The organism is Streptococcus sp. 2342, assembly GCF_013276795.1.
In the GTDB taxonomy this organism is placed as follows: Bacteria; Bacillota; Bacilli; order Lactobacillales; family Streptococcaceae; genus Streptococcus.
On sequence record NZ_VMLR01000003.1, the window covers coordinates 636295 to 653778 of the forward strand.

Genomic DNA, 17484 nt, shown 5'->3' on the forward strand with positions numbered 1-17484 from the left:
AAAAAATGCTACAATAAAGAGAATAAACAAAATGAGGTATTATCATGTCTAAGATTCTAGTATTTGGTCACCAAAATCCAGACTCAGATGCCATCGGGTCATCTGTAGCTTTTGCCTACCTTGCAAAAGAAGCTTACGGTTTGGATACGGAAGCTGTTGCCCTTGGAACTCCAAATGAAGAAACAGCCTTTGTCTTGAACTATTTTGGTGTGGAAGCACCGCGTGTTATCACTTCTGCTAAAGCAGAAGGCGCAGAGCAAGTTATCCTGACTGACCACAATGAATTCCAACAATCTGTATCAGATATCGCTGAAGTAGAAGTTTATGGTGTGGTGGACCACCACCGCGTGGCTAACTTTGAGACTGCAAGCCCACTTTACATGCGTTTGGAGCCAGTTGGTTCAGCGTCTTCAATCGTTTACCGTATGTTCAAAGAACATGGTGTAGCTGTGCCTAAAGAGATTGCTGGTTTGATGCTTTCAGGTTTGATTTCAGATACCCTTCTTTTGAAATCACCAACAACACACCCAACAGATAAGGTTATTGCTCCTGAATTGGCTGAATTAGCTGGTGTCAACTTGGAAGAGTATGGTTTAGCTATGTTGAAAGCTGGTACAAACTTGGCTAGCAAATCTACTGACGAATTGATTGACATCGATGCTAAAACTTTTGAATTGAACGGAAATAATGTCCGTGTTGCCCAAGTGAACACAGTTGACATCGCTGAAGTCTTGGAACGTCAAGCAGAAATTGAAGCTGCAATGCAAGCTGCTAACGAAGCAAACGGTTACTCTGACTTTGTCTTGATGATTACAGATATCGTCAACTCAAACTCAGAAATCTTGGCTCTTGGTGCCAATATGGGCAAGGTCGAAGCGGCTTTCAACTTCAAACTTGAAAACAATCATGCCTTCCTTGCTGGTGCCGTTTCACGTAAGAAACAAGTGGTACCTCAATTGACTGAAAGCTTTAATGCTTAAGATTTTGGGTGTCAGTTCAAAATCGGAAAGGCTAGTTTGCCTTATATCGAAAGGAGTTTCGGCTCCTTTTTTTCTAGGAGTGAAGCATGTTAGAAACTGGTGATTTGATTTTTGTGAGAGATGAGTCGGACATGGGGCAAGCCATCCAGATTTCAACAGGTAACTATAGCCATGTTGCTATTTATTTGGATGGGATGATTTATCATGCTAGTGGACAGGCGGGTGTTGTTTGTCAGGAATCAGCAGACTTCTTTGAGTCTAATCACTTGTACGACCTCTATGTCTACCCAGAAATGGATATCCAGTCGGTGAAGGAAAGAGCTTGTAAACATCTAGGGGCACCCTACAATGCTTCTTTCTATCCAGATGGAGAAGGTTTTTACTGTTCTCAGTATATGGTAGAAATCCTCCCCATTTTTGAAACTATTCCCATGAAATTTGGTGATGGGGAGCAGGACATTAGTGATTTTTGGAGAGAGTATTATAGAGAACTAGGTCTGCCTGTTCCTCTGAACCAAGCTGGGACCAATCCTAGTCAGTTGGCAACATCACCTCTGTTAGAATGTAAAGAAAGGAATCTTCATGATTCAGATTTTTAATCCATCTCGTTTGACGAGACAGCCATTTTTTGGAGAATTGATCCGCTATCTGGACCAGCATGAGGATGTGATTCTACGGGAAATTAAGACTCAATTTCCAGATGTAGCAGTTGACAAACTCATGGAAGAGTATATAAAAGTGGGCTTGGTTCGTCGGGAAAATAAGCGTTATTACCTCAATCTTCCTATGCTTGAATCACTCGATAGTCTCGAACTGGATCAAGAGATTTTTGTCAGCGAAGATAGCCCGGCCTATCAAGCTTTGTTGGAGCAGAGTTTTGAGACAGAATTGCGCAATCAAACCAATGCAGCTATTTTAGTTGAAAAAACAGATTTTGCGCGGACTAAAATGACCCTGTCTAATTATTTCTACAAGGTCAAACATCAGTATCCTTTGACAGAAAAACAGCAGGAACTTTATGACATTTTGGGAGATGTTAATCCTGAGTATGCCCTCAAGTATATGACGACTTTTTTGTTGAAATTTCTCAAAAAAGACCAGCTTATGCAGAAACGCCGAGACATCTTTGTGGATAGTTTAGTTGTCCTAGGTTATATTGTCCAAAATGAAGATGGAAAGTATGAGTTGGCCGTTGATTTTGACAAGGAGAGATTAACTTTCTATTTAGTGTGATTGCTTTTTCTGAGCACATTGTTTGACTTTATCTATCGATAAGTTTATACTAATGTAACCGATAACACATATCGGAATAGAACTAAAGGAGACAATCATATGTCACTTGAAAACAAATTGGAACAAGCAACAGGTGCTGTCAAAGAAGGTTTTGGTAAAGTTACTGGAGACAGCAAGACAGAACTTGAAGGAGCTGTTGAAAAAACAGTTGCTAAGGCAAAAGAAGTAGTTGAAGATGCTAAAGGTGCTGTAGAAGGTGCCGTTGAAGGTTTGAAAAACGCTTTTAAATAAAAATAGAAAAAATCAAGGGTTTCATTTCCCTTGATTTTTTACTATCTTATAAATAATTTTCTGCGACAGCTGCATCTCCAGGATAGGCTTCTTTCTTTCCTTGGACGATTTGGTAGCAATCGGCTCCCTTACCAGCGATAATGACAGCATCTAATTCGTGATTTGTGATAGTCATAGCTGCCTTGATGGCTTCTTGGCGATCCGCAATTTTTTCAACAGGATGATTGATGTAGCTACTAATTTCATCCGCAATGGCCATAGGGTCTTCATAGTTGGGGTCATCAGCAGTCAGAAAGACTTGAATCTCAGGGTGTTGATTGAGGAGAAGGCCAAAGTCTTTGCGACGACTTTCTCCCTTGTTTCCTGTCGAACCTAATACCAGAGCAATATTTCCTGTTTGATGAGTTTCTACAACATTGATGAGTTTTTTGAGACTGTCACCATTGTGGGCATAGTCGATGAAAACCTTGGCACCATTTTTCTGAGTGAGGACTTCCATACGACCAGGAACACGGGTTGCAGCGATTCCTTTTTTGATGTCCTCAAGACTAGCTCCGAGACGGAGACAAGCAAGTCCAGCAGCAACGGCATTTTCTTGGTTGAAGTGGCCAATGAGTTGAATATCATAATCTCCAGCGAGTTTACCTCTAGCTGAGAAGCTAAAGGCTTTGGAATTCTCGATTTGGTTATCAGATTGGTTACCATAGAAATCATGCTCTTGATCTGCCACTTGTTCTTTTAGTACAGAAAAGTGATCCATGTCACTGTTAATGATGACTGCTCGGCTATTTTCCATCAAGAGACGCTTGTGGTAGAAGTAGTCTTCAAAGCTAGGGTGTTCAATCGGGCCGATATGGTCTGGGCTGATATTGAGGAAAACTCCCACATCAAAGGTTAGACCATAGACACGTTTGACCAGATAGGCTTGACTGGAGACTTCCATGATGAGGTGGGTACGGTCATTTTGCACAGCTTGATGCATCATATCAAAGAGGTCAATACTCTCAGGAGTTGTCAATGCAGACTTAAAGAAAGTCTTGCCATCTAAAGTTGTGTTCATGGTCGACAACATTGCAGGTCGATGCCCTTGAGATAAGATGTTATAGGCGAAATAGGCTGCTGTTGTCTTACCCTTAGTACCAGTAAAGGCAAGGAGTTTGAGTTTTTTCTGTGGATTGCCATAAAACTCCATGGCAATCAAACTCATTGCTTTCTTGATATCGCTGACGATAATGGCAGGAATACCAACCTCATAGTCTTTTTCAGCCACATACCAATCGAGTCCTTGAGAGATTGCTGAAAGAAGAAATTCCTTCTTAAAGGCAGCACCTTTAACGAAAAAGAGGCTCTTTTCTTTGGCCTTGCGACTGTCATAGCAGATGGTGTCAAATACGACATGGCTGTAGTTGTAGTGATAATGTCCTTGGTCGATAATCTCACGGAAGAGACCATCTTTCTTTAAAATATCTAATACAGTTTCAATCTTTATCATACTTTCTATTGTAAACCGAAAGTCGTAAATTTACAAGTAACAAGGAAAAGTTTATAATGGAAGATAAGGAGTTTTTCCTAGTTATTAAAATCAAATGAGGAATCTATGTCGCACGAAAACAATCACCAGCAGGCCCAGATGTTACGGGGGACTGCTTGGCTAACGGCTAGTAACTTTATCAGTCGCCTACTTGGGGCTATTTACATTATCCCTTGGTACATCTGGATGGGGTCTTATGCGGCTACAGCAAATGGACTCTTTACCATGGGATACAATATCTATGCCTGGTTCTTGCTGGTTTCAACAGCAGGTATTCCAGTTGCAGTGGCCAAGCAAGTTGCCAAGTATAATACCATGAGAGAAGAGGAGCATAGCTTTGCCCTGATTCGGAGCTTTTTAGGATTTATGACAGGACTAGGTCTGGTTTTTTCTTTAGTCTTGTATGTCTTTGCTCCTTGGCTAGCAGACTTGTCGGGTGTAGGGAAAGACCTGATCCCAATCATGCAGAGCTTGGCTTGGGGAGTCTTGATTTTCCCGTCTATGAGTGTTATCCGAGGATTTTTCCAAGGGATGAATAACCTCAAACCTTATGCCATGAGCCAAATCGCTGAGCAGGTCATTCGTGTTATCTGGATGCTTTTAGCTACCTTTATCATTATGAAGATTGGTTCAGGAGATTACCTAGCAGCCGTTACCCAATCGACCTTTGCGGCCTTTGTCGGTATGGTAGCCAGTTTTGGAGTTTTGATTTATTTCCTTGCTCAAGAAGGGTTACTCAAAAGAGTCTTTGAAACAGGGGATAAGATTAACAGCAAGCGTCTTTTGGTCGATACCATTAAGGAAGCTATTCCTTTTATCTTAACAGGGTCTGCCATCCAGCTCTTCCAGATTCTGGATCAGCTGACCTTTATCAATAGTATGAGTTGGTTTACCAATTATAGTAATGAAGACTTGGTTGTCATGTTTTCTTATTTCTCAGCCAATCCTAATAAAATCACTATGATTTTGATTTCTGTTGGGGTTTCGATTGGGAGTGTAGGCTTGCCACTTTTGACGGAAAACTATGTCAAGGGGGACTTGAAGGCAGCTTCTCGTCTCGTTCAGGACAGTCTCACCCTACTCTTTATGTTTCTGCTACCAGCAACGGTTGGAGTGGTCATGGTCGGAGAACCTCTTTATACAGTCTTCTATGGCAAGCCAGATAGTTTGGCTCTGGGCTTATTTGTCTTTGCAGTTTTGCAGTCTATTATTTTAGGCTTGTACATGGTCTTGTCTCCAATGCTTCAGGCCATGTTCCGCAACCGCAAGGCTGTTCTCTATTTTATCTATGGTTCTATTGCCAAGCTAGTCTTGCAACTACCTACCATCGCCCTCTTCCACAGTTATGGTCCTTTGATTTCAACAACCATTGCTCTCATCATTCCTAATGTCTTGATGTATCGGGACATTTGTAAGGTAACGGGTGTCAAGCGCAAGGTGATTGTGAAGCGAACCATTTTAATCAGTTTGCTGACCCTAGTCATGTTTCTGTTAATAGGAACCATCCAGTGGCTGTTAGGATTTGTTTTCCAACCAAGTGGACGTTTGTGGAGCTTCCTTTATGTAGCTCTTGTTGGTGCCATGGGAGGAGGAGTTTATGGAGTCATGAGTCTTCGAACCCGTTTATTGGATAAGGTGATTGGAAAAGCTCAAGCAGATCGCCTGCGAGTAAAATTTAAGCTTTCGTAAGATAGCATTTATAAATAAAAGGAATAAGTTGAACAATCTTTTAGGAGAACTTGAAACTTATTCCTTTTTTAGCGTCAAAATAGCTAAAATTATCTTTTGAAAGTAGAAGATGAGGTCTTTTTCGATTTTTTTTGGAAAAAATCATTGACTAAACAAACTAAACGTTGTATAATAAAACAAATATTTAAATCAGGAGGTTCTGGAAATGAAAAAGTCTAAGAGCAAATATCTAACCTTGGCAGGTCTTGTCCTGGGTACAGGAGTTTTATTGAGTGCCTGTGGAAATTCTAGCACAGCATCAAAAACATACAATTATGTTTACTCAAGTGATCCATCTAGTTTGAACTATCTAGCAGAAAACCGTGCAACAACAAATGATATTGTGACCAACCTGGTAGATGGTCTTATGGAAAATGACCAATATGGGAACTATGTTCCATCCTTGGCTGAGGATTGGACTGTTTCTAAGGACGGTTTAACCTATACCTACAAACTTCGTAAGGATGCTAAGTGGTTTACTTCTGAGGGAGAAGAATATGCACCTGTAACTGCTCAGGATTTTGTAACCGGTTTGCAATATGCAGCTGATAAAAATTCAGAAGCCTTGTATCTAGTGCAGGACTCTGTTGCAGGTTTGGATGACTATATCACTGGGAAAACAAGCGACTTTTCAACTGTCGGAGTCAAGGCACTTGATGACCAAACGGTTCAATACACCTTGGCTCGACCAGAACCTTACTGGAACTCAAAAACAACCTCAACCATTCTCTTCCCAGTCAATGCAGATTTCTTGAAATCAAAAGGGGATGATTTTGGGAAGGTAGACCCTGCTAATATTTTGTACAGTGGACCTTTCTTGATGAAAGCTTTTGTTTCAAAATCTGTCATCGAATACAAGAAAAATCCTAACTACTGGGATGCTAAAAATGTCTTTGTAGATGATGTCAAATTGACCTACTATGATGGTAGTGACCAAGACGCTCTTGTTCGTAACTTTACAGACGGAGCCTATAGCTACGCTCGTCTCTATCCGAATAGTTCAAGTTATGAAGGAATTAAAGAAAAATACAAAGATGATATCGTCTATAGCATGCAAGATGCCACTTCTTACTTCTTAAACTTTAATCTGGATAGACAATCTTATAAATTCACTTCCAAGACAAGTGATGCTGAAAAGAAATCGACTCAAGAAGCGGTTCTTAATAAAAACTTCCGTCAAGCCATTAACTTTGCCTATGACCGTACGGCCTATGGAGCCCAATCTCAAGGAGAAGATGGTGCAACTAAGATTTTGCGTAACTTGGTTGTTCCTCCAAACTTCGTAAGTATCAAGGGAAAAGACTTTGGTGAAGTAGTAGCCTCTAAGATGGTAAATTATGGCAAGGAATGGCAAGGAATCAACTTCGCGGATGCCCAAGATCCATACTACAATCCAGAGAAAGCCAAAGCCAAATTTGCAGAAGCTAAGAAAGAATTAGAAGCTAAGGGGGTAACATTCCCTATCCACTTAGATAAAAATATAGAGTTGACCAATAAGGCTGAAATTCAAGGAATCAATTCCATGAAGCAATCAATTGAGTCTGTCTTAGGTGCAGAAAATGTTGTGATTGATGTCCACCTACTTTCTACAGAGGACTATGATAGTTCAGGTTATCTAGCTCAAACAGCTGCGCAAAAAGACTACGATCTCTACAATGGTGGTTGGAGTACGGACTATCTTGATCCATCTAGCTATCTTGATATCTTTAGTGTCAAGAATGGTGGTGTTCTGCAAAATCTTGGAATAGAGCCAGGTGAAGCCAATGACAAGGCCAAGGCTGTTGGATTGGATGTCTACACTCAAATGTTGGAAGAAGCTAATAAGGAGCAAGATCCGGCTAAACGTTATGAAAAATATGCGGATGCCCAAGCTTGGTTGGTGGATAGCTCTCTAGCAATTCCAAATGTTTCACTTGGTGGAACACCAACATTGAGAAAAATCGTTCCTTTCTCAACACCATATTCATTGGCTGGTAATAAAGGGGTTGAATCCTATAAATACCTCAAAGTACAAGATAAGACAGTCACAAAAGACGAATATGAAAAAGCCAAAGAAAAATGGCTGAAAGAAAAAGAAGAATCCAATAAAAAAGCCCAAGAAGAATTGGCAAAACATGTAAAATAAGGATTTTTCAATAAAAACGATGGTTTCAAGGAAACTGTCGTTTTTATATAGAATGATAGCAAATTTGGAAGAAAAGTACTTACATTTTTTAAATTCTTTGTTAGATTTATGATATAATAAATATAACAAAAACGTGAGAAACTATTTTCGAAAATCTATCCAATGTTGATTGAAGTATGCACATGCTAGGATGATTTTATAGGAGGGATGTTATTTACTGAAAAAGTAAGATAAAATGTAACAAATGATAAGTTCTTCTTTTATGTGAAGAGTTCTTATCTGCCTATTTACTAATCGTTATGGAGGTAACATCATGGGCGCTATTATGGAGTTTGCAACAGAAAAACAGATTGAATCATTTCTCTCAACTTGTCGCATTGAAGGACAAAGGAATTTTCTGATGGCTTTCAAGAAAAAGACATGGTTGAAATCCTTTATTGATTTTTTCATTATAGGTGGTTCCTACTATGTTCAGTCGAGTGTGAAGCCTAAAATTCTGGCATTCACACCTAAGGGGATCTACTTGATGGACATCAGTGATGTAACTGGAAATTGTTCTAATCAAGTCGTAGAGATGTCTTGGAATCAAGTTCAAGATTTTACTTATAAGCCAGTCTTGAATACAGTTAGGCTGAACTGGCACTATCAAAATGAAGACTATATTTTTTCCGTGGATGTCGGTCAGATTAGTCAGCGTGTGGGCCAGTATCAATTTAACAAAGAGCATTATGACTATTTATCCCAACACGATTTCTTTCAGTCAAAGTAAACTCTAGCAATCATCGTCACAAAAGAATCTGGAAGCTTTTCTGGATTCTTTTTAGCTTTACTAGCTAATACTCAATGAAAATCAAAGAGCAAACTAGGAATCTAGCCGCAAGCTGCTCAAAACACGGTTTTGAGGTTGTAGATAAGACTGACGAAGTCAGTCACATATCTACGGTAAGGCGACGCTGACGTGGTTTGAAGAGATTTTCGAAGAGTATAAGTCTATAGTTTGAAACTATAACTAGCTCTTGAAAAGAAGAAAATGAGTTGATGAAAATAAGTGGTACAATAGTTACTATAGATTTGGAGGAATTGTATGAGCAAGGAATTACACATTAACACAATTTTGGCCCAGGCGGGCATTAAATCAGATGAAGCGACAGGAGCTTTGGTGACACCGCTTCATTTTTCAACGACCTATCAGCATCCAGAGTTTGGTCGATCTACTGGGTTTGACTATACACGCACTAAAAACCCAACTCGCACTAAGGCTGAAGAAGTCTTGGCGGCTATTGAGTCAGCAGACTATGCTTTAGCTACTAGCTCAGGTATGTCAGCTATTGTACTGGCCTTTAGCGTCTTTTCAGTAGGAAGTAAGGTCTTGGCTGTCCGTGACCTTTATGGAGGTTCTTTCCGCTGGTTCAATCAAGTGGAGCAGGAAGGCCGTTTCCATTTTACCTATGCCAACACAGAAGAAGAGTTGATTGCCGAGTTAGAAAAGGATGTGGATGTTCTCTATATCGAAACTCCAACCAATCCCTTGATGTTGGAATTTGACATCGAAAAATTGGCAAAATTGGCTCATGCTAAGGGGGCCAAAGTGGTGGTGGATAATACCTTCTATAGCCCTATCTACCAACGTCCGATTGAAGATGGAGCAGATATCGTTCTTCATTCAGCAACTAAGTATCTAGCAGGGCACAATGATGTCTTGGCTGGAGTGGTTGTGACTAATAGTTTAGAACTATACGAGAAGCTCTTTTACAATCTTAATACGACAGGGGCAGTCTTGTCTCCATTTGACAGTTATCAATTGATTCGTGGTCTCAAGACCTTGTCTCTTCGTATGGAGCGCTCAACAGCTAACGCCCAAGAAGTGGTTGCCTCTTTGAAGGATTCCCCAGCAGTTAAGGAAGTTCTCTACACTGGTCGTGGGGGCATGATTTCCTTTAAAGTAACCGATGAAACACGCATTCCTCATATTTTGAACAGTCTCAAGGTCTTCTCTTTTGCGGAAAGTTTGGGTGGAGTGGAAAGTCTCATTACCTATCCAACGACCCAAACTCACGCTGATATTCCAGCAGAAGTGCGCCATTCTTATGGTTTGACAGATGACCTCTTGCGCTTGTCAATTGGGATTGAGGATGCTAGAGATTTGATTGCAGATTTGCGTCAAGCCTTGGAAGGATAAGACAAAGATGGGAAAATATGATTTTACAAGCCTGCCCAATCGTTTAGGGCACCATACCTATAAATGGAAAGAAGCAGAAACGGATAGTGAAGTCCTACCAGCTTGGATAGCGGATATGGACTTTGTAGTCTTGCCTGAAATTCGCCAAGCTGTGCAAACTTACGCTGATCAACTGGTTTATGGCTATACCTATGCCAGTGAAGAGTTAATTAAGGAAGTTCAAAAGTGGGAAGCCACACAACACGGCTACCACTTTGACAAAGAGGCTCTTGTCTTTATCGAGGGTGTGGTACCAGCCATCTCAACAGCTATTCAAGCCTTTACAAAAGAAGGCGAGGCGGTTTTGATTAACACACCTGTCTATCCACCCTTTGCTCGCAGTGTCAAGTTGAACAACCGTAGATTGATTACCAATTCTTTGGTGGAAAAGGATGGTCTGTTTGAGATTGACTTTGACCGACTTGAAAAGGATTTGGTGGAAGAGGAGGTCAAACTCTATATTCTTTGCAACCCTCACAATCCTGGTGGACGTGTGTGGGAAAAAGAAGTCTTGGAGAAGATTGGCCAACTCTGCCAAAAACACGGTGTTTTCTTGGTTTCAGATGAGATTCACCAAGATTTGGCCCTCTTTGGTCACAAGCATCATTCCTTCAATACCATCAATCCTGACTTTAAAGAATTTGCGATCGTCTTGACCAGTGCCACTAAAACCTTTAATATTGCTGGGACAAAAAATTCATATGCAGTTATTGAAAATCCTAAGTTGAGACTGGCTTTCCAGAAACGCCAGTTGACCAATAATCAGCATGAAATTTCAGGCTTGGGTTATTTGGCGACAGAAGCTGCCTATCGCTATGGGAAGGATTGGTTAGAGGAACTCAAGCAAGTCTTTGAAGACCACATCAATTATGTGGTAGATTTATTTGGAAAAGAGACTAAAATTAGGGTCATGAAACCGCAAGGAACCTACTTGATTTGGCTTGATTTTTCAGCCTATGACCTGACTGATGAAACATTGCAAGAGCTGTTGAGAAATGAAGCTAAGGTTATCCTCAACCCTGGTTCGGATTATGGAGAGGAAGGAAGTCTCCATGCCCGCCTCAATGTAGCCATGCCTAAATCCCTGCTGCAAGAAGTTTGTCAGCGGATTGTGACGACTTTTGCCAAACGTTAAAAATCCAGCCTTCTAGGAGAAAAGTCATCCTAGAAGGCTATTTTCATAGGGGAAAATATGGTATAATAAAAAGATAAGGTAAAGGTAAAAATATGGCTAAATTGATTCCGGGGAAAGTCCGTATCGAAGGCGTTGCCCTTTATGAAACTGGTAAGGTTGACATCATCAAGGAAAAGAACAATCGGCTCTACGCTCGCGTTGCAGAAGAAGAACTGCGCTATAGTTTAGAGGATGATTTGGTTTTTTGTGCCTGTGATTTTTTCCAAAAGAGGAGCTACTGTGTGCATTTGGCAGCGCTGGAGCATTTTCTAAAAAATGATGAGCGTGGTCAGGAAATCTTGCAGAGTATGGAAGAAGGTCACGAAGAAAAAGAGGCCGTTGAAACCAAGGTGACCTTGGGTGGCAAATTTTTGGACCGAATCTTGTCTCCAAAATCAGAACGTGCCTATGAATTATCGGCTGTGGGGCAGGTGGAAGCAGGGACCAATCATATCTTGTGGACTCTGAGAATCGGCCAAATCAATAGCCAAAAATACTATGTCATTCGGGATATTCCACTCTTTTTAAGGATTGTCGAGCAGAGAAAGTCTTATATGATTGGCAAGATTTATGAGGAGTCTCTTTCTTGGGAAGCCTTTGATGAGGCTAGCCAAGAACTTCTGACTTTCTTGCGAGGACTGATGGAGGAAGGACAGGCTCCAGACCTCTTTTTCCAAAACCAAGGTCGGCACCTCTTTTTCCCTCTGACCTTTTTTGAGCAGGGTGTGAATTTACTGATGACCTTGCCGCATTTTCAATTTGACCATCAAGTGGATAGCTATCAGACTCTGCTTTTTCAGGATATGCATGCTGATGCCAATCTATTTGCCTTTACAGTAACAGAATACTCGGATTATTTTGAAATGGAAATCAGTGAGAGTCCTAGGGTCAATGTCTTTTATCAGGGAGTTGTGCTTTTCCATAAAGGACAGGTTTATTTTCTGACAGACCAGCAGATGCGTCTTCTCAAGGAAATCAAAGCGTTGCCTTTGGATCAGCATGGCAAGAAATACCTGCAATTTGATAGCAGTGACCGAGATAAGTTGGCTTCTTGTCTAGCGCTCTTTGGCCAGATGGGCAGCGTTTCAGCTCCAGAACGTCTACAAATCAAATCCTTTGCGACCTCTTTTTACTTTGACAGGGAAGAAGATAATCGGATTCGTTTAGAAATTCAGTTTGATTATGGGGATAGGCAGGTATCTAGCCGACAAGAGTTAGAAGAATTACCATTTTCGAGTGATGCTGACTTAGAAGAAAGAGTTTTCCAAGTCTGTTTGGCAGCAGGTTTTGAAGCAGATTTTCAATCTTGGCGTCAGGCCTTAAAAGCCGAGTCTGTCTATCATTTCTTTCACGAAATCATTCCAGTCTTTGAAAAACTCGGTCATGTTGACCTATCAGACAAGCTAGAAGAGCTTTATAGCTTAGCGAGTCCTCAAGTGCAGATTGCTTCCAAGGGAGGTCTCTTGGAAATCCAGTTTGATTTTCAAGATATTGCCCAAGAGGAAATTGACCAAGCCATGCAGGCCTTGGTTGCCAACAAGGATTTTTACATTGATTCGTCTAATCAAGTCTACTTTTTTGATGAAGAAACCAAGAAAATTCGCCAAAATTTACAGGAGCTAGGACAATTCGAATTAAAAGATGGCTCCTTGCAGGCTCGGAAATCATTGGCCTACAGTTTAGCCCATCTCTTTGAAGGGCGAGACCGTGTTTCTTTTTCACAAGAATTCCAGAATCTGGCCCAGGATTTGACGCATCCAGAGGACTTTCCTCGACAAGCAACTCAGGTTCAGGCTGATTTGCGAGATTATCAGGAAAAGGGAATCGGCTGGCTGCAAATGCTCCATCATTATGGTTTTGGTGGGATTTTGGCTGATGATATGGGTTTGGGGAAAACCCTTCAGACCATTGCTTTTTTGACCAGTCAAGTGACAAAAGAAAGTCGGGTCTTGATTTTAGCTCCGTCAGGTTTGATTTACAACTGGGCAGATGAGTTTCAAAAATTTGCCCCACAGTTAGATGTGGCTGTTGTTCATGGTTTGAAAGCTAGTCGTGAAGAGATTCTTGCTGAGAGCCATCAAATCTTTGTGACAAGCTATGCTACCTTCCGTCAGGACAGTGAGCTTTATCAGGGGATGGCCTTTGACTTCCTTTGCTTAGATGAGGCTCAGGTCATGAAGAACGCCCAGACCAAGATTGCCCAGACCTTGAGACAATTTGTGGTGCCGTCAGTCTTTGCCTTGTCCGGAACTCCGATTGAAAACCATCTGGGTGAGCTGTGGTCTATTTTCCAAATCGTCATGCCAGGACTTTTGCCAAGCAAGAAAGAATTTATGAAATTGCCAGCCGAGCGAGTGGCTCAGTTTATCAAGCCTTTCGTTATGAGGCGCAAGAAAGAAGAAGTGCTGACTGAATTACCAGACTTAATCGAAGTGGTTTATAAAAATGAACTGGAAGACCAGCAAAAGGCTATCTACCTAGCCCAGTTGCAACAGATGCGGGACCGTCTGGCTCAAGTATCAGATCAGGAATTTCAGCGAAGTCGTGTGGAAATCTTGTCTGGTCTGATGCGCTTGCGCCAAATCTGTGATACCCCTGCCCTCTTTATGGAAGATTATCAGGGAGCCAGCGGCAAACTGGATAGTCTCCGAGACCTGCTGCTACAGGTGGCAGACGGCGGACACCGTGTCTTGCTTTTCTCGCAGTTCAAGGGAATGTTGGAGAAAATTGAACAAGAACTGCCAGACTTGGGCATGACTTCCTTTAAAATTACGGGTTCAACCCCAGCCAAGGAAAGACAAGATATGACCAAGGCCTTTAACCAAGGGGAAAGAGATGCCTTTCTGATTTCCCTCAAGGCTGGTGGTGTCGGTCTGAACCTGACAGGTGCTGATACGGTTATCTTGGTCGACCTTTGGTGGAATCCTGCGGTGGAAGCGCAAGCCATTGGCCGTGCCCATCGGATGGGACAGGAAGAAACGGTTGAGGTCTATCGCTTGGTAACCAAGGGAACCATTGAAGAAAAAATCCAGGAACTCCAAGAACAAAAGAAACATCTGGTGTCACAAGTATTGGATGGCACAGAGTCACGTGGCAGTCTGACCCTAGCAGAAATTAGAGAAATTTTGGGAATTTCTGAAGCCAGCACTTGAAAAATCAAGACAATACGCTATAATGAAGTGTTGAAAGGAAATAGAAAATGAAACAAGAACGATTTCCATTGGTGTCAGATGACGAGGTCATGTTGACTGAAATGCCAGTCATGAACTTGTATGATGAGTCTGATCTGATCAGTAATATCAAGGGTGAGTATCGGGATAAAAATTATTTAGAATGGGCTCCTATTACTGAAGAGGCGCCAGTCAAACCGATTGAAAAGCAAGTCGAGAAACCTAAAAAGGCTCCTTTAGGGGTTAAAAAAGAAGGAAAGAGCTATGCAGAGGTGGCACGTGAAGAAGCGCGTGCAGACTTGAAAAAGAAACGCTCAGCTAACTATCTAACTCAGGATTTCAGCCGTACGAGACGTCATTCTAAATCAGTCCTTCTTAGACAGGGCAATCAACCGACAGCGCCTTTCCAAAAGGAAAATCCTGGTGAATTTGTCAAATATAGCCAAAAATTGACCCAGTCTCAGTACATCTTGGCGGAAGAAGTTCATTCTATCCCTACCAAGAATGAAGAAGTGTCAGCACCTGCTCCAAAGAAAAACAACTATGATTTTCTAAAGAAGAGCCAAATCTACAATAAAAAAAGTAAACAAACAGAACAAGAACGTCGGGTTGCCCAAGAATTGAATCTGACCAGAATTACAGAATAGGGGAGAAAACATGCCAAAGACATATCATTTTATCGGAATTAAGGGATCAGGGATGAGTGCCTTGGCCTTGATGTTGCACCAAATGGGGCATAAGGTACAGGGATCAGATGTTGAAAAGTACTACTTTACTCAACGTGGTCTTGAGCAGGCAGGAATTACCATTCTTCCTTTTGATGAAAAGAACCTAGACGGTGATATGGAAATTATCGCTGGAAATGCCTTTCGTCCAGATAACAATGTCGAAATTGCCTATGCAGACCAAAATGGTATCAGCTACAAACGTTACCATGAATTTCTAGGTAGCTTTATGCGTGACTTTGTTAGCATGGGAGTAGCTGGAGCGCATGGAAAAACTTCAACGACAGGTATGTTATCTCATGTCTTGTCTCACATCACAGACACTAGCTTCTTGATTGGGGATGGGACAGGTCGTGGTTCGGCCAATGCCAAATATTTTGTCTTTGAATCTGACGAATATGAGCGTCACTTTATGCCTTATCATCCAGAATACTCTATTATCACCAACATTGACTTTGACCATCCAGATTATTTCACAAGTCTCGAGGATGTTTTCAATGCCTTTAACGACTATGCCAAACAAATTACCAAGGGTCTTTTTGTCTATGGTGAAGATGCAGAATTGCGTAAGATTACGGCTAATGCTCCGATTTATTATTATGGTTTTGAAGCTGAGGGTAATGATTTTGTAGCTAGTGAGCTTCTTCGTTCAACAACTGGTTCAACCTTCACCGTTCATTTCCGTGGACAAGACTTGGGGCAATTCCACATCCCAACCTTTGGTCGTCACAATATCATGAATGCGACAGCCGTTATTGGTCTTCTTTACACAGCAGGATTTGATTTGAACTTGGTGCGTGAGCACTTGAAAACATTTGCCGGTGTTAAGCGTCGTTTCACTGAGAAAATTGTCAATGACACAGTGATTATCGATGACTTTGCCCACCATCCAACAGAAATTATTGCGACCTTGGATGCGGCTCGTCAGAAATACCCAAGCAAGGAAATTGTAGCAGTCTTCCAACCGCATACCTTTACAAGAACCATTGCCTTGTTGGACGAATTTGCTCACGCTTTGAACCAAGCGGATGCTGTTTACCTAGCGCAAATCTATGGATCTGCTCGTGAAGTAGACCATGGAGATGTCAAGGTAGAAGACCTAGCCAAAAAAATCAACAAAAAACACCAAGTGATCACTGTTGAAAATGTTTCTCCCCTCCTAGACCACGATAATGCTGTCTATGTCTTTATGGGAGCAGGAGATATCCAAACCTATGAGTATTCGTTCGAGCGTCTCTTGTCTAACTTGACAAGCAATGTTCAGTAGGATATTCTTATGGAAATTCCAATTAAGATCATTCAAGCAAGTCAGTCTGATTTAGCTGAGGTAGTGGCACTTCAGGCCACATCTTTTCCAGCTGAAAAGCAGCAACCTTCCCATATCTTAGAAGAAAGTATCCGTAAGTGTGCGGATACCTTTCTTCTAGCTAGGGATGAAAATCAACTTTTAGGCTATATTTTATCAAGTCCCCAGTCAGACAATCCGCAATGTCTAAAAATACATTCTTTAATTATCGAGGCTGACCATCGGAGACAGGGCTTGGGAACACTTCTTCTTGCAGCCTTGAAAGAGGTAGCAGTTGAGCTGGATTACAAAGGGATTCGTTTGAAGAGTCCTGATGAGTTGCTTTCATACTTTGAAATGAACGGTTTTATTGATGAAGAAACTTCCCTTTATGCAACTAGCCAGGGTTTTAGTATGATTTGGTTTAATCCCTTTTATCTGGAGGCACAATGAAAATCAGACAAGCAAGATTAGAAGATTTGGATCGGATTGTTGATATTGAACTAGAAAATTTCTCGATTGAAGAAGCCATTCCTCGCTCTGTTTTTGAAGCACATTTGCGAGAAATTCAGACCTCGTTTCTGGTTGCGGAAAAAGAAGGTAGAATCATGGGTTATATCGAAGGGCCAGTTGTCCCTCACCGCTATCTGCAAGACCAGTCTTTTACAGAAGAGATAGAAGATTATAGTCATGAGCCTGGTGGTTATATCTCTGTGACCTGTCTTTCTATTGCCAAAGAGGCCCAGGGGATAGGACTGGGTCAGCAATTGCTAACAGCCTTGAAAGACCTGGCTCTTGAAGATGAGAGAGAAGGCATTAACCTAACCTGTCATGACTATCTCATCGCCTACTATGAAAAGCATGGATTTGTCAATGAAGGTCTGTCCCAGTCAACCTTTGCAGGGGAAACCTGGTATGATATGGTCTGGGAAACGAAAAAATAAGCCAGGAAAAGTATCATAGGTTGCTTTTCTTGGACTTTTAAGATATAATATTATGGATTGTCAACAAGGAGGAAAAACTT

15 protein-coding genes are annotated in these 17484 nt (G+C 41.4%); 14 read left to right on the top strand and 1 reads right to left on the bottom strand.

All coding sequences use genetic code 11. The features are described from left to right. Positions 1 to 44 precede the first annotated feature (44 nt). The 4 genes from HT689_RS05495 to HT689_RS05510 all read left to right on the top strand — a co-directional run bounded on the left by HT689_RS05495 (position 45) and on the right by HT689_RS05510 (position 2504). Positions 45 to 980 (top strand): manganese-dependent inorganic pyrophosphatase, encoded by a 936-nt coding sequence (locus tag HT689_RS05495; RefSeq protein ID WP_173225472.1) that lies wholly within the window; start codon positions 45 to 47, stop codon positions 978 to 980. Positions 981 to 1066: 86 nt separating this feature from the next. Further along, positions 1067 to 1579 (top strand): YiiX/YebB-like N1pC/P60 family cysteine hydrolase, encoded by a 513-nt coding sequence (locus HT689_RS05500; RefSeq protein ID WP_173225469.1) that lies wholly within the window; start codon positions 1067 to 1069, stop codon positions 1577 to 1579. Continuing rightward, positions 1563 to 2213, top strand: coding sequence for a DUF1803 domain-containing protein (locus HT689_RS05505; protein WP_173213523.1), 651 nt, complete (start codon positions 1563 to 1565; stop codon positions 2211 to 2213). Before HT689_RS05500 ends, HT689_RS05505 begins: the two co-directional genes overlap by 17 nt. A gap of 99 nt (positions 2214 to 2312) precedes the next feature. Further along, on the top strand, positions 2313 to 2504 hold the full coding sequence (locus HT689_RS05510) for a CsbD family protein (protein WP_024478880.1): 192 nt from the start codon (positions 2313 to 2315) through the stop codon (positions 2502 to 2504). Between the two features lie 46 nt (positions 2505 to 2550). Here HT689_RS05510 and HT689_RS05515 read toward each other — a convergent pair whose 3' ends face one another. Further along, on the bottom strand, positions 2551 to 3996 hold the full coding sequence (locus HT689_RS05515; protein WP_173225466.1) for a UDP-N-acetylmuramoyl-L-alanyl-D-glutamate--L-lysine ligase: 1446 nt from the start codon (positions 3994 to 3996) through the stop codon (positions 2551 to 2553). 105 nt (positions 3997 to 4101) lie between these two features. Between HT689_RS05515 and HT689_RS05520 the strand changes: the two genes are divergently transcribed. The 10 genes from HT689_RS05520 (at position 4102) to HT689_RS05565 (ending at position 17404) form a co-directional block, all read left to right on the top strand. Beyond that, positions 4102 to 5724 carry a polysaccharide biosynthesis protein gene (locus HT689_RS05520; protein WP_173251484.1) on the top strand — a complete coding sequence of 541 codons (1623 nt, stop codon included), beginning with the start codon at positions 4102 to 4104 and terminating at the stop codon, positions 5722 to 5724. Positions 5725 to 5929: 205 nt separating this feature from the next. Continuing rightward, positions 5930 to 7888: a peptide ABC transporter substrate-binding protein gene (locus tag HT689_RS05525; protein WP_173251482.1), complete on the top strand. Its 1959-nt coding sequence runs from the start codon at positions 5930 to 5932 to the stop codon at positions 7886 to 7888. 313 nt (positions 7889 to 8201) lie between these two features. Next, entirely contained in the window at positions 8202 to 8657 is a 456-nt protein-coding gene (locus tag HT689_RS05530; protein WP_173251480.1) for a hypothetical protein, read from the top strand. 315 nt (positions 8658 to 8972) lie between these two features. Then, entirely contained in the window at positions 8973 to 10067 is a 1095-nt protein-coding gene (locus tag HT689_RS05535; RefSeq protein ID WP_173225454.1) for a cystathionine gamma-synthase, read from the top strand. 7 nt (positions 10068 to 10074) lie between these two features. Further along, on the top strand, positions 10075 to 11241 hold the full coding sequence (locus tag HT689_RS05540) for a MalY/PatB family protein (RefSeq protein WP_173225451.1): 1167 nt from the start codon (positions 10075 to 10077) through the stop codon (positions 11239 to 11241). Positions 11242 to 11333: 92 nt separating this feature from the next. Beyond that, complete coding sequence (locus tag HT689_RS05545; protein WP_173225449.1) at positions 11334 to 14432, top strand: DEAD/DEAH box helicase; 3099 nt, start codon at positions 11334 to 11336, stop codon at positions 14430 to 14432. 47 nt (positions 14433 to 14479) lie between these two features. Beyond that, positions 14480 to 15097 carry a cystathionine gamma-synthase gene (locus HT689_RS05550; RefSeq protein ID WP_173225446.1) on the top strand — a complete coding sequence of 206 codons (618 nt, stop codon included), beginning with the start codon at positions 14480 to 14482 and terminating at the stop codon, positions 15095 to 15097. Positions 15098 to 15107: 10 nt separating this feature from the next. Next, positions 15108 to 16442, top strand: a complete 1335-nt coding sequence (gene murC / locus HT689_RS05555) for a UDP-N-acetylmuramate--L-alanine ligase (RefSeq protein WP_050390837.1) — start codon at positions 15108 to 15110, stop codon at positions 16440 to 16442. Between the two features lie 9 nt (positions 16443 to 16451). Next, on the top strand, positions 16452 to 16913 hold the full coding sequence (locus HT689_RS05560) for a GNAT family N-acetyltransferase (RefSeq protein WP_173213535.1): 462 nt from the start codon (positions 16452 to 16454) through the stop codon (positions 16911 to 16913). Then, a complete protein-coding gene (locus HT689_RS05565; RefSeq protein WP_173225444.1) occupies positions 16910 to 17404 on the top strand; it encodes a GNAT family N-acetyltransferase in 495 nt (164 codons plus the stop codon). The genes HT689_RS05560 and HT689_RS05565 overlap by 4 nt, the downstream gene beginning before the upstream one ends. The last annotated feature ends 80 nt before the right edge of the window (positions 17405 to 17484 follow it).

What these genes read in the sequence shown, in the direction of transcription:
- HT689_RS05495 (WP_173225472.1), top strand. Translation starts at nt 45, where the DNA reads ATGTCTAAGATTCTAGTATTTGGTCACCAAAATCCAGACTCAGATGCC.
- HT689_RS05500 (WP_173225469.1), top strand. Translation starts at nt 1,067, where the DNA reads ATGTTAGAAACTGGTGATTTGATTTTTGTGAGAGATGAGTCGGACATG.
- HT689_RS05505 (WP_173213523.1), top strand. Translation starts at nt 1,563, where the DNA reads ATGATTCAGATTTTTAATCCATCTCGTTTGACGAGACAGCCATTTTTT.
- HT689_RS05510 (WP_024478880.1), top strand. Translation starts at nt 2,313, where the DNA reads ATGTCACTTGAAAACAAATTGGAACAAGCAACAGGTGCTGTCAAAGAA.
- HT689_RS05515 (WP_173225466.1), bottom strand. Translation starts at nt 3,996, where the DNA reads ATGATAAAGATTGAAACTGTATTAGATATTTTAAAGAAAGATGGTCTC.
- HT689_RS05520 (WP_173251484.1), top strand. Translation starts at nt 4,102, where the DNA reads ATGTCGCACGAAAACAATCACCAGCAGGCCCAGATGTTACGGGGGACT.
- HT689_RS05525 (WP_173251482.1), top strand. Translation starts at nt 5,930, where the DNA reads ATGAAAAAGTCTAAGAGCAAATATCTAACCTTGGCAGGTCTTGTCCTG.
- HT689_RS05530 (WP_173251480.1), top strand. Translation starts at nt 8,202, where the DNA reads ATGGGCGCTATTATGGAGTTTGCAACAGAAAAACAGATTGAATCATTT.
- HT689_RS05535 (WP_173225454.1), top strand. Translation starts at nt 8,973, where the DNA reads ATGAGCAAGGAATTACACATTAACACAATTTTGGCCCAGGCGGGCATT.
- HT689_RS05540 (WP_173225451.1), top strand. Translation starts at nt 10,075, where the DNA reads ATGGGAAAATATGATTTTACAAGCCTGCCCAATCGTTTAGGGCACCAT.
- HT689_RS05545 (WP_173225449.1), top strand. Translation starts at nt 11,334, where the DNA reads ATGGCTAAATTGATTCCGGGGAAAGTCCGTATCGAAGGCGTTGCCCTT.
- HT689_RS05550 (WP_173225446.1), top strand. Translation starts at nt 14,480, where the DNA reads ATGAAACAAGAACGATTTCCATTGGTGTCAGATGACGAGGTCATGTTG.
- murC (WP_050390837.1), top strand. Translation starts at nt 15,108, where the DNA reads ATGCCAAAGACATATCATTTTATCGGAATTAAGGGATCAGGGATGAGT.
- HT689_RS05560 (WP_173213535.1), top strand. Translation starts at nt 16,452, where the DNA reads ATGGAAATTCCAATTAAGATCATTCAAGCAAGTCAGTCTGATTTAGCT.
- HT689_RS05565 (WP_173225444.1), top strand. Translation starts at nt 16,910, where the DNA reads ATGAAAATCAGACAAGCAAGATTAGAAGATTTGGATCGGATTGTTGAT.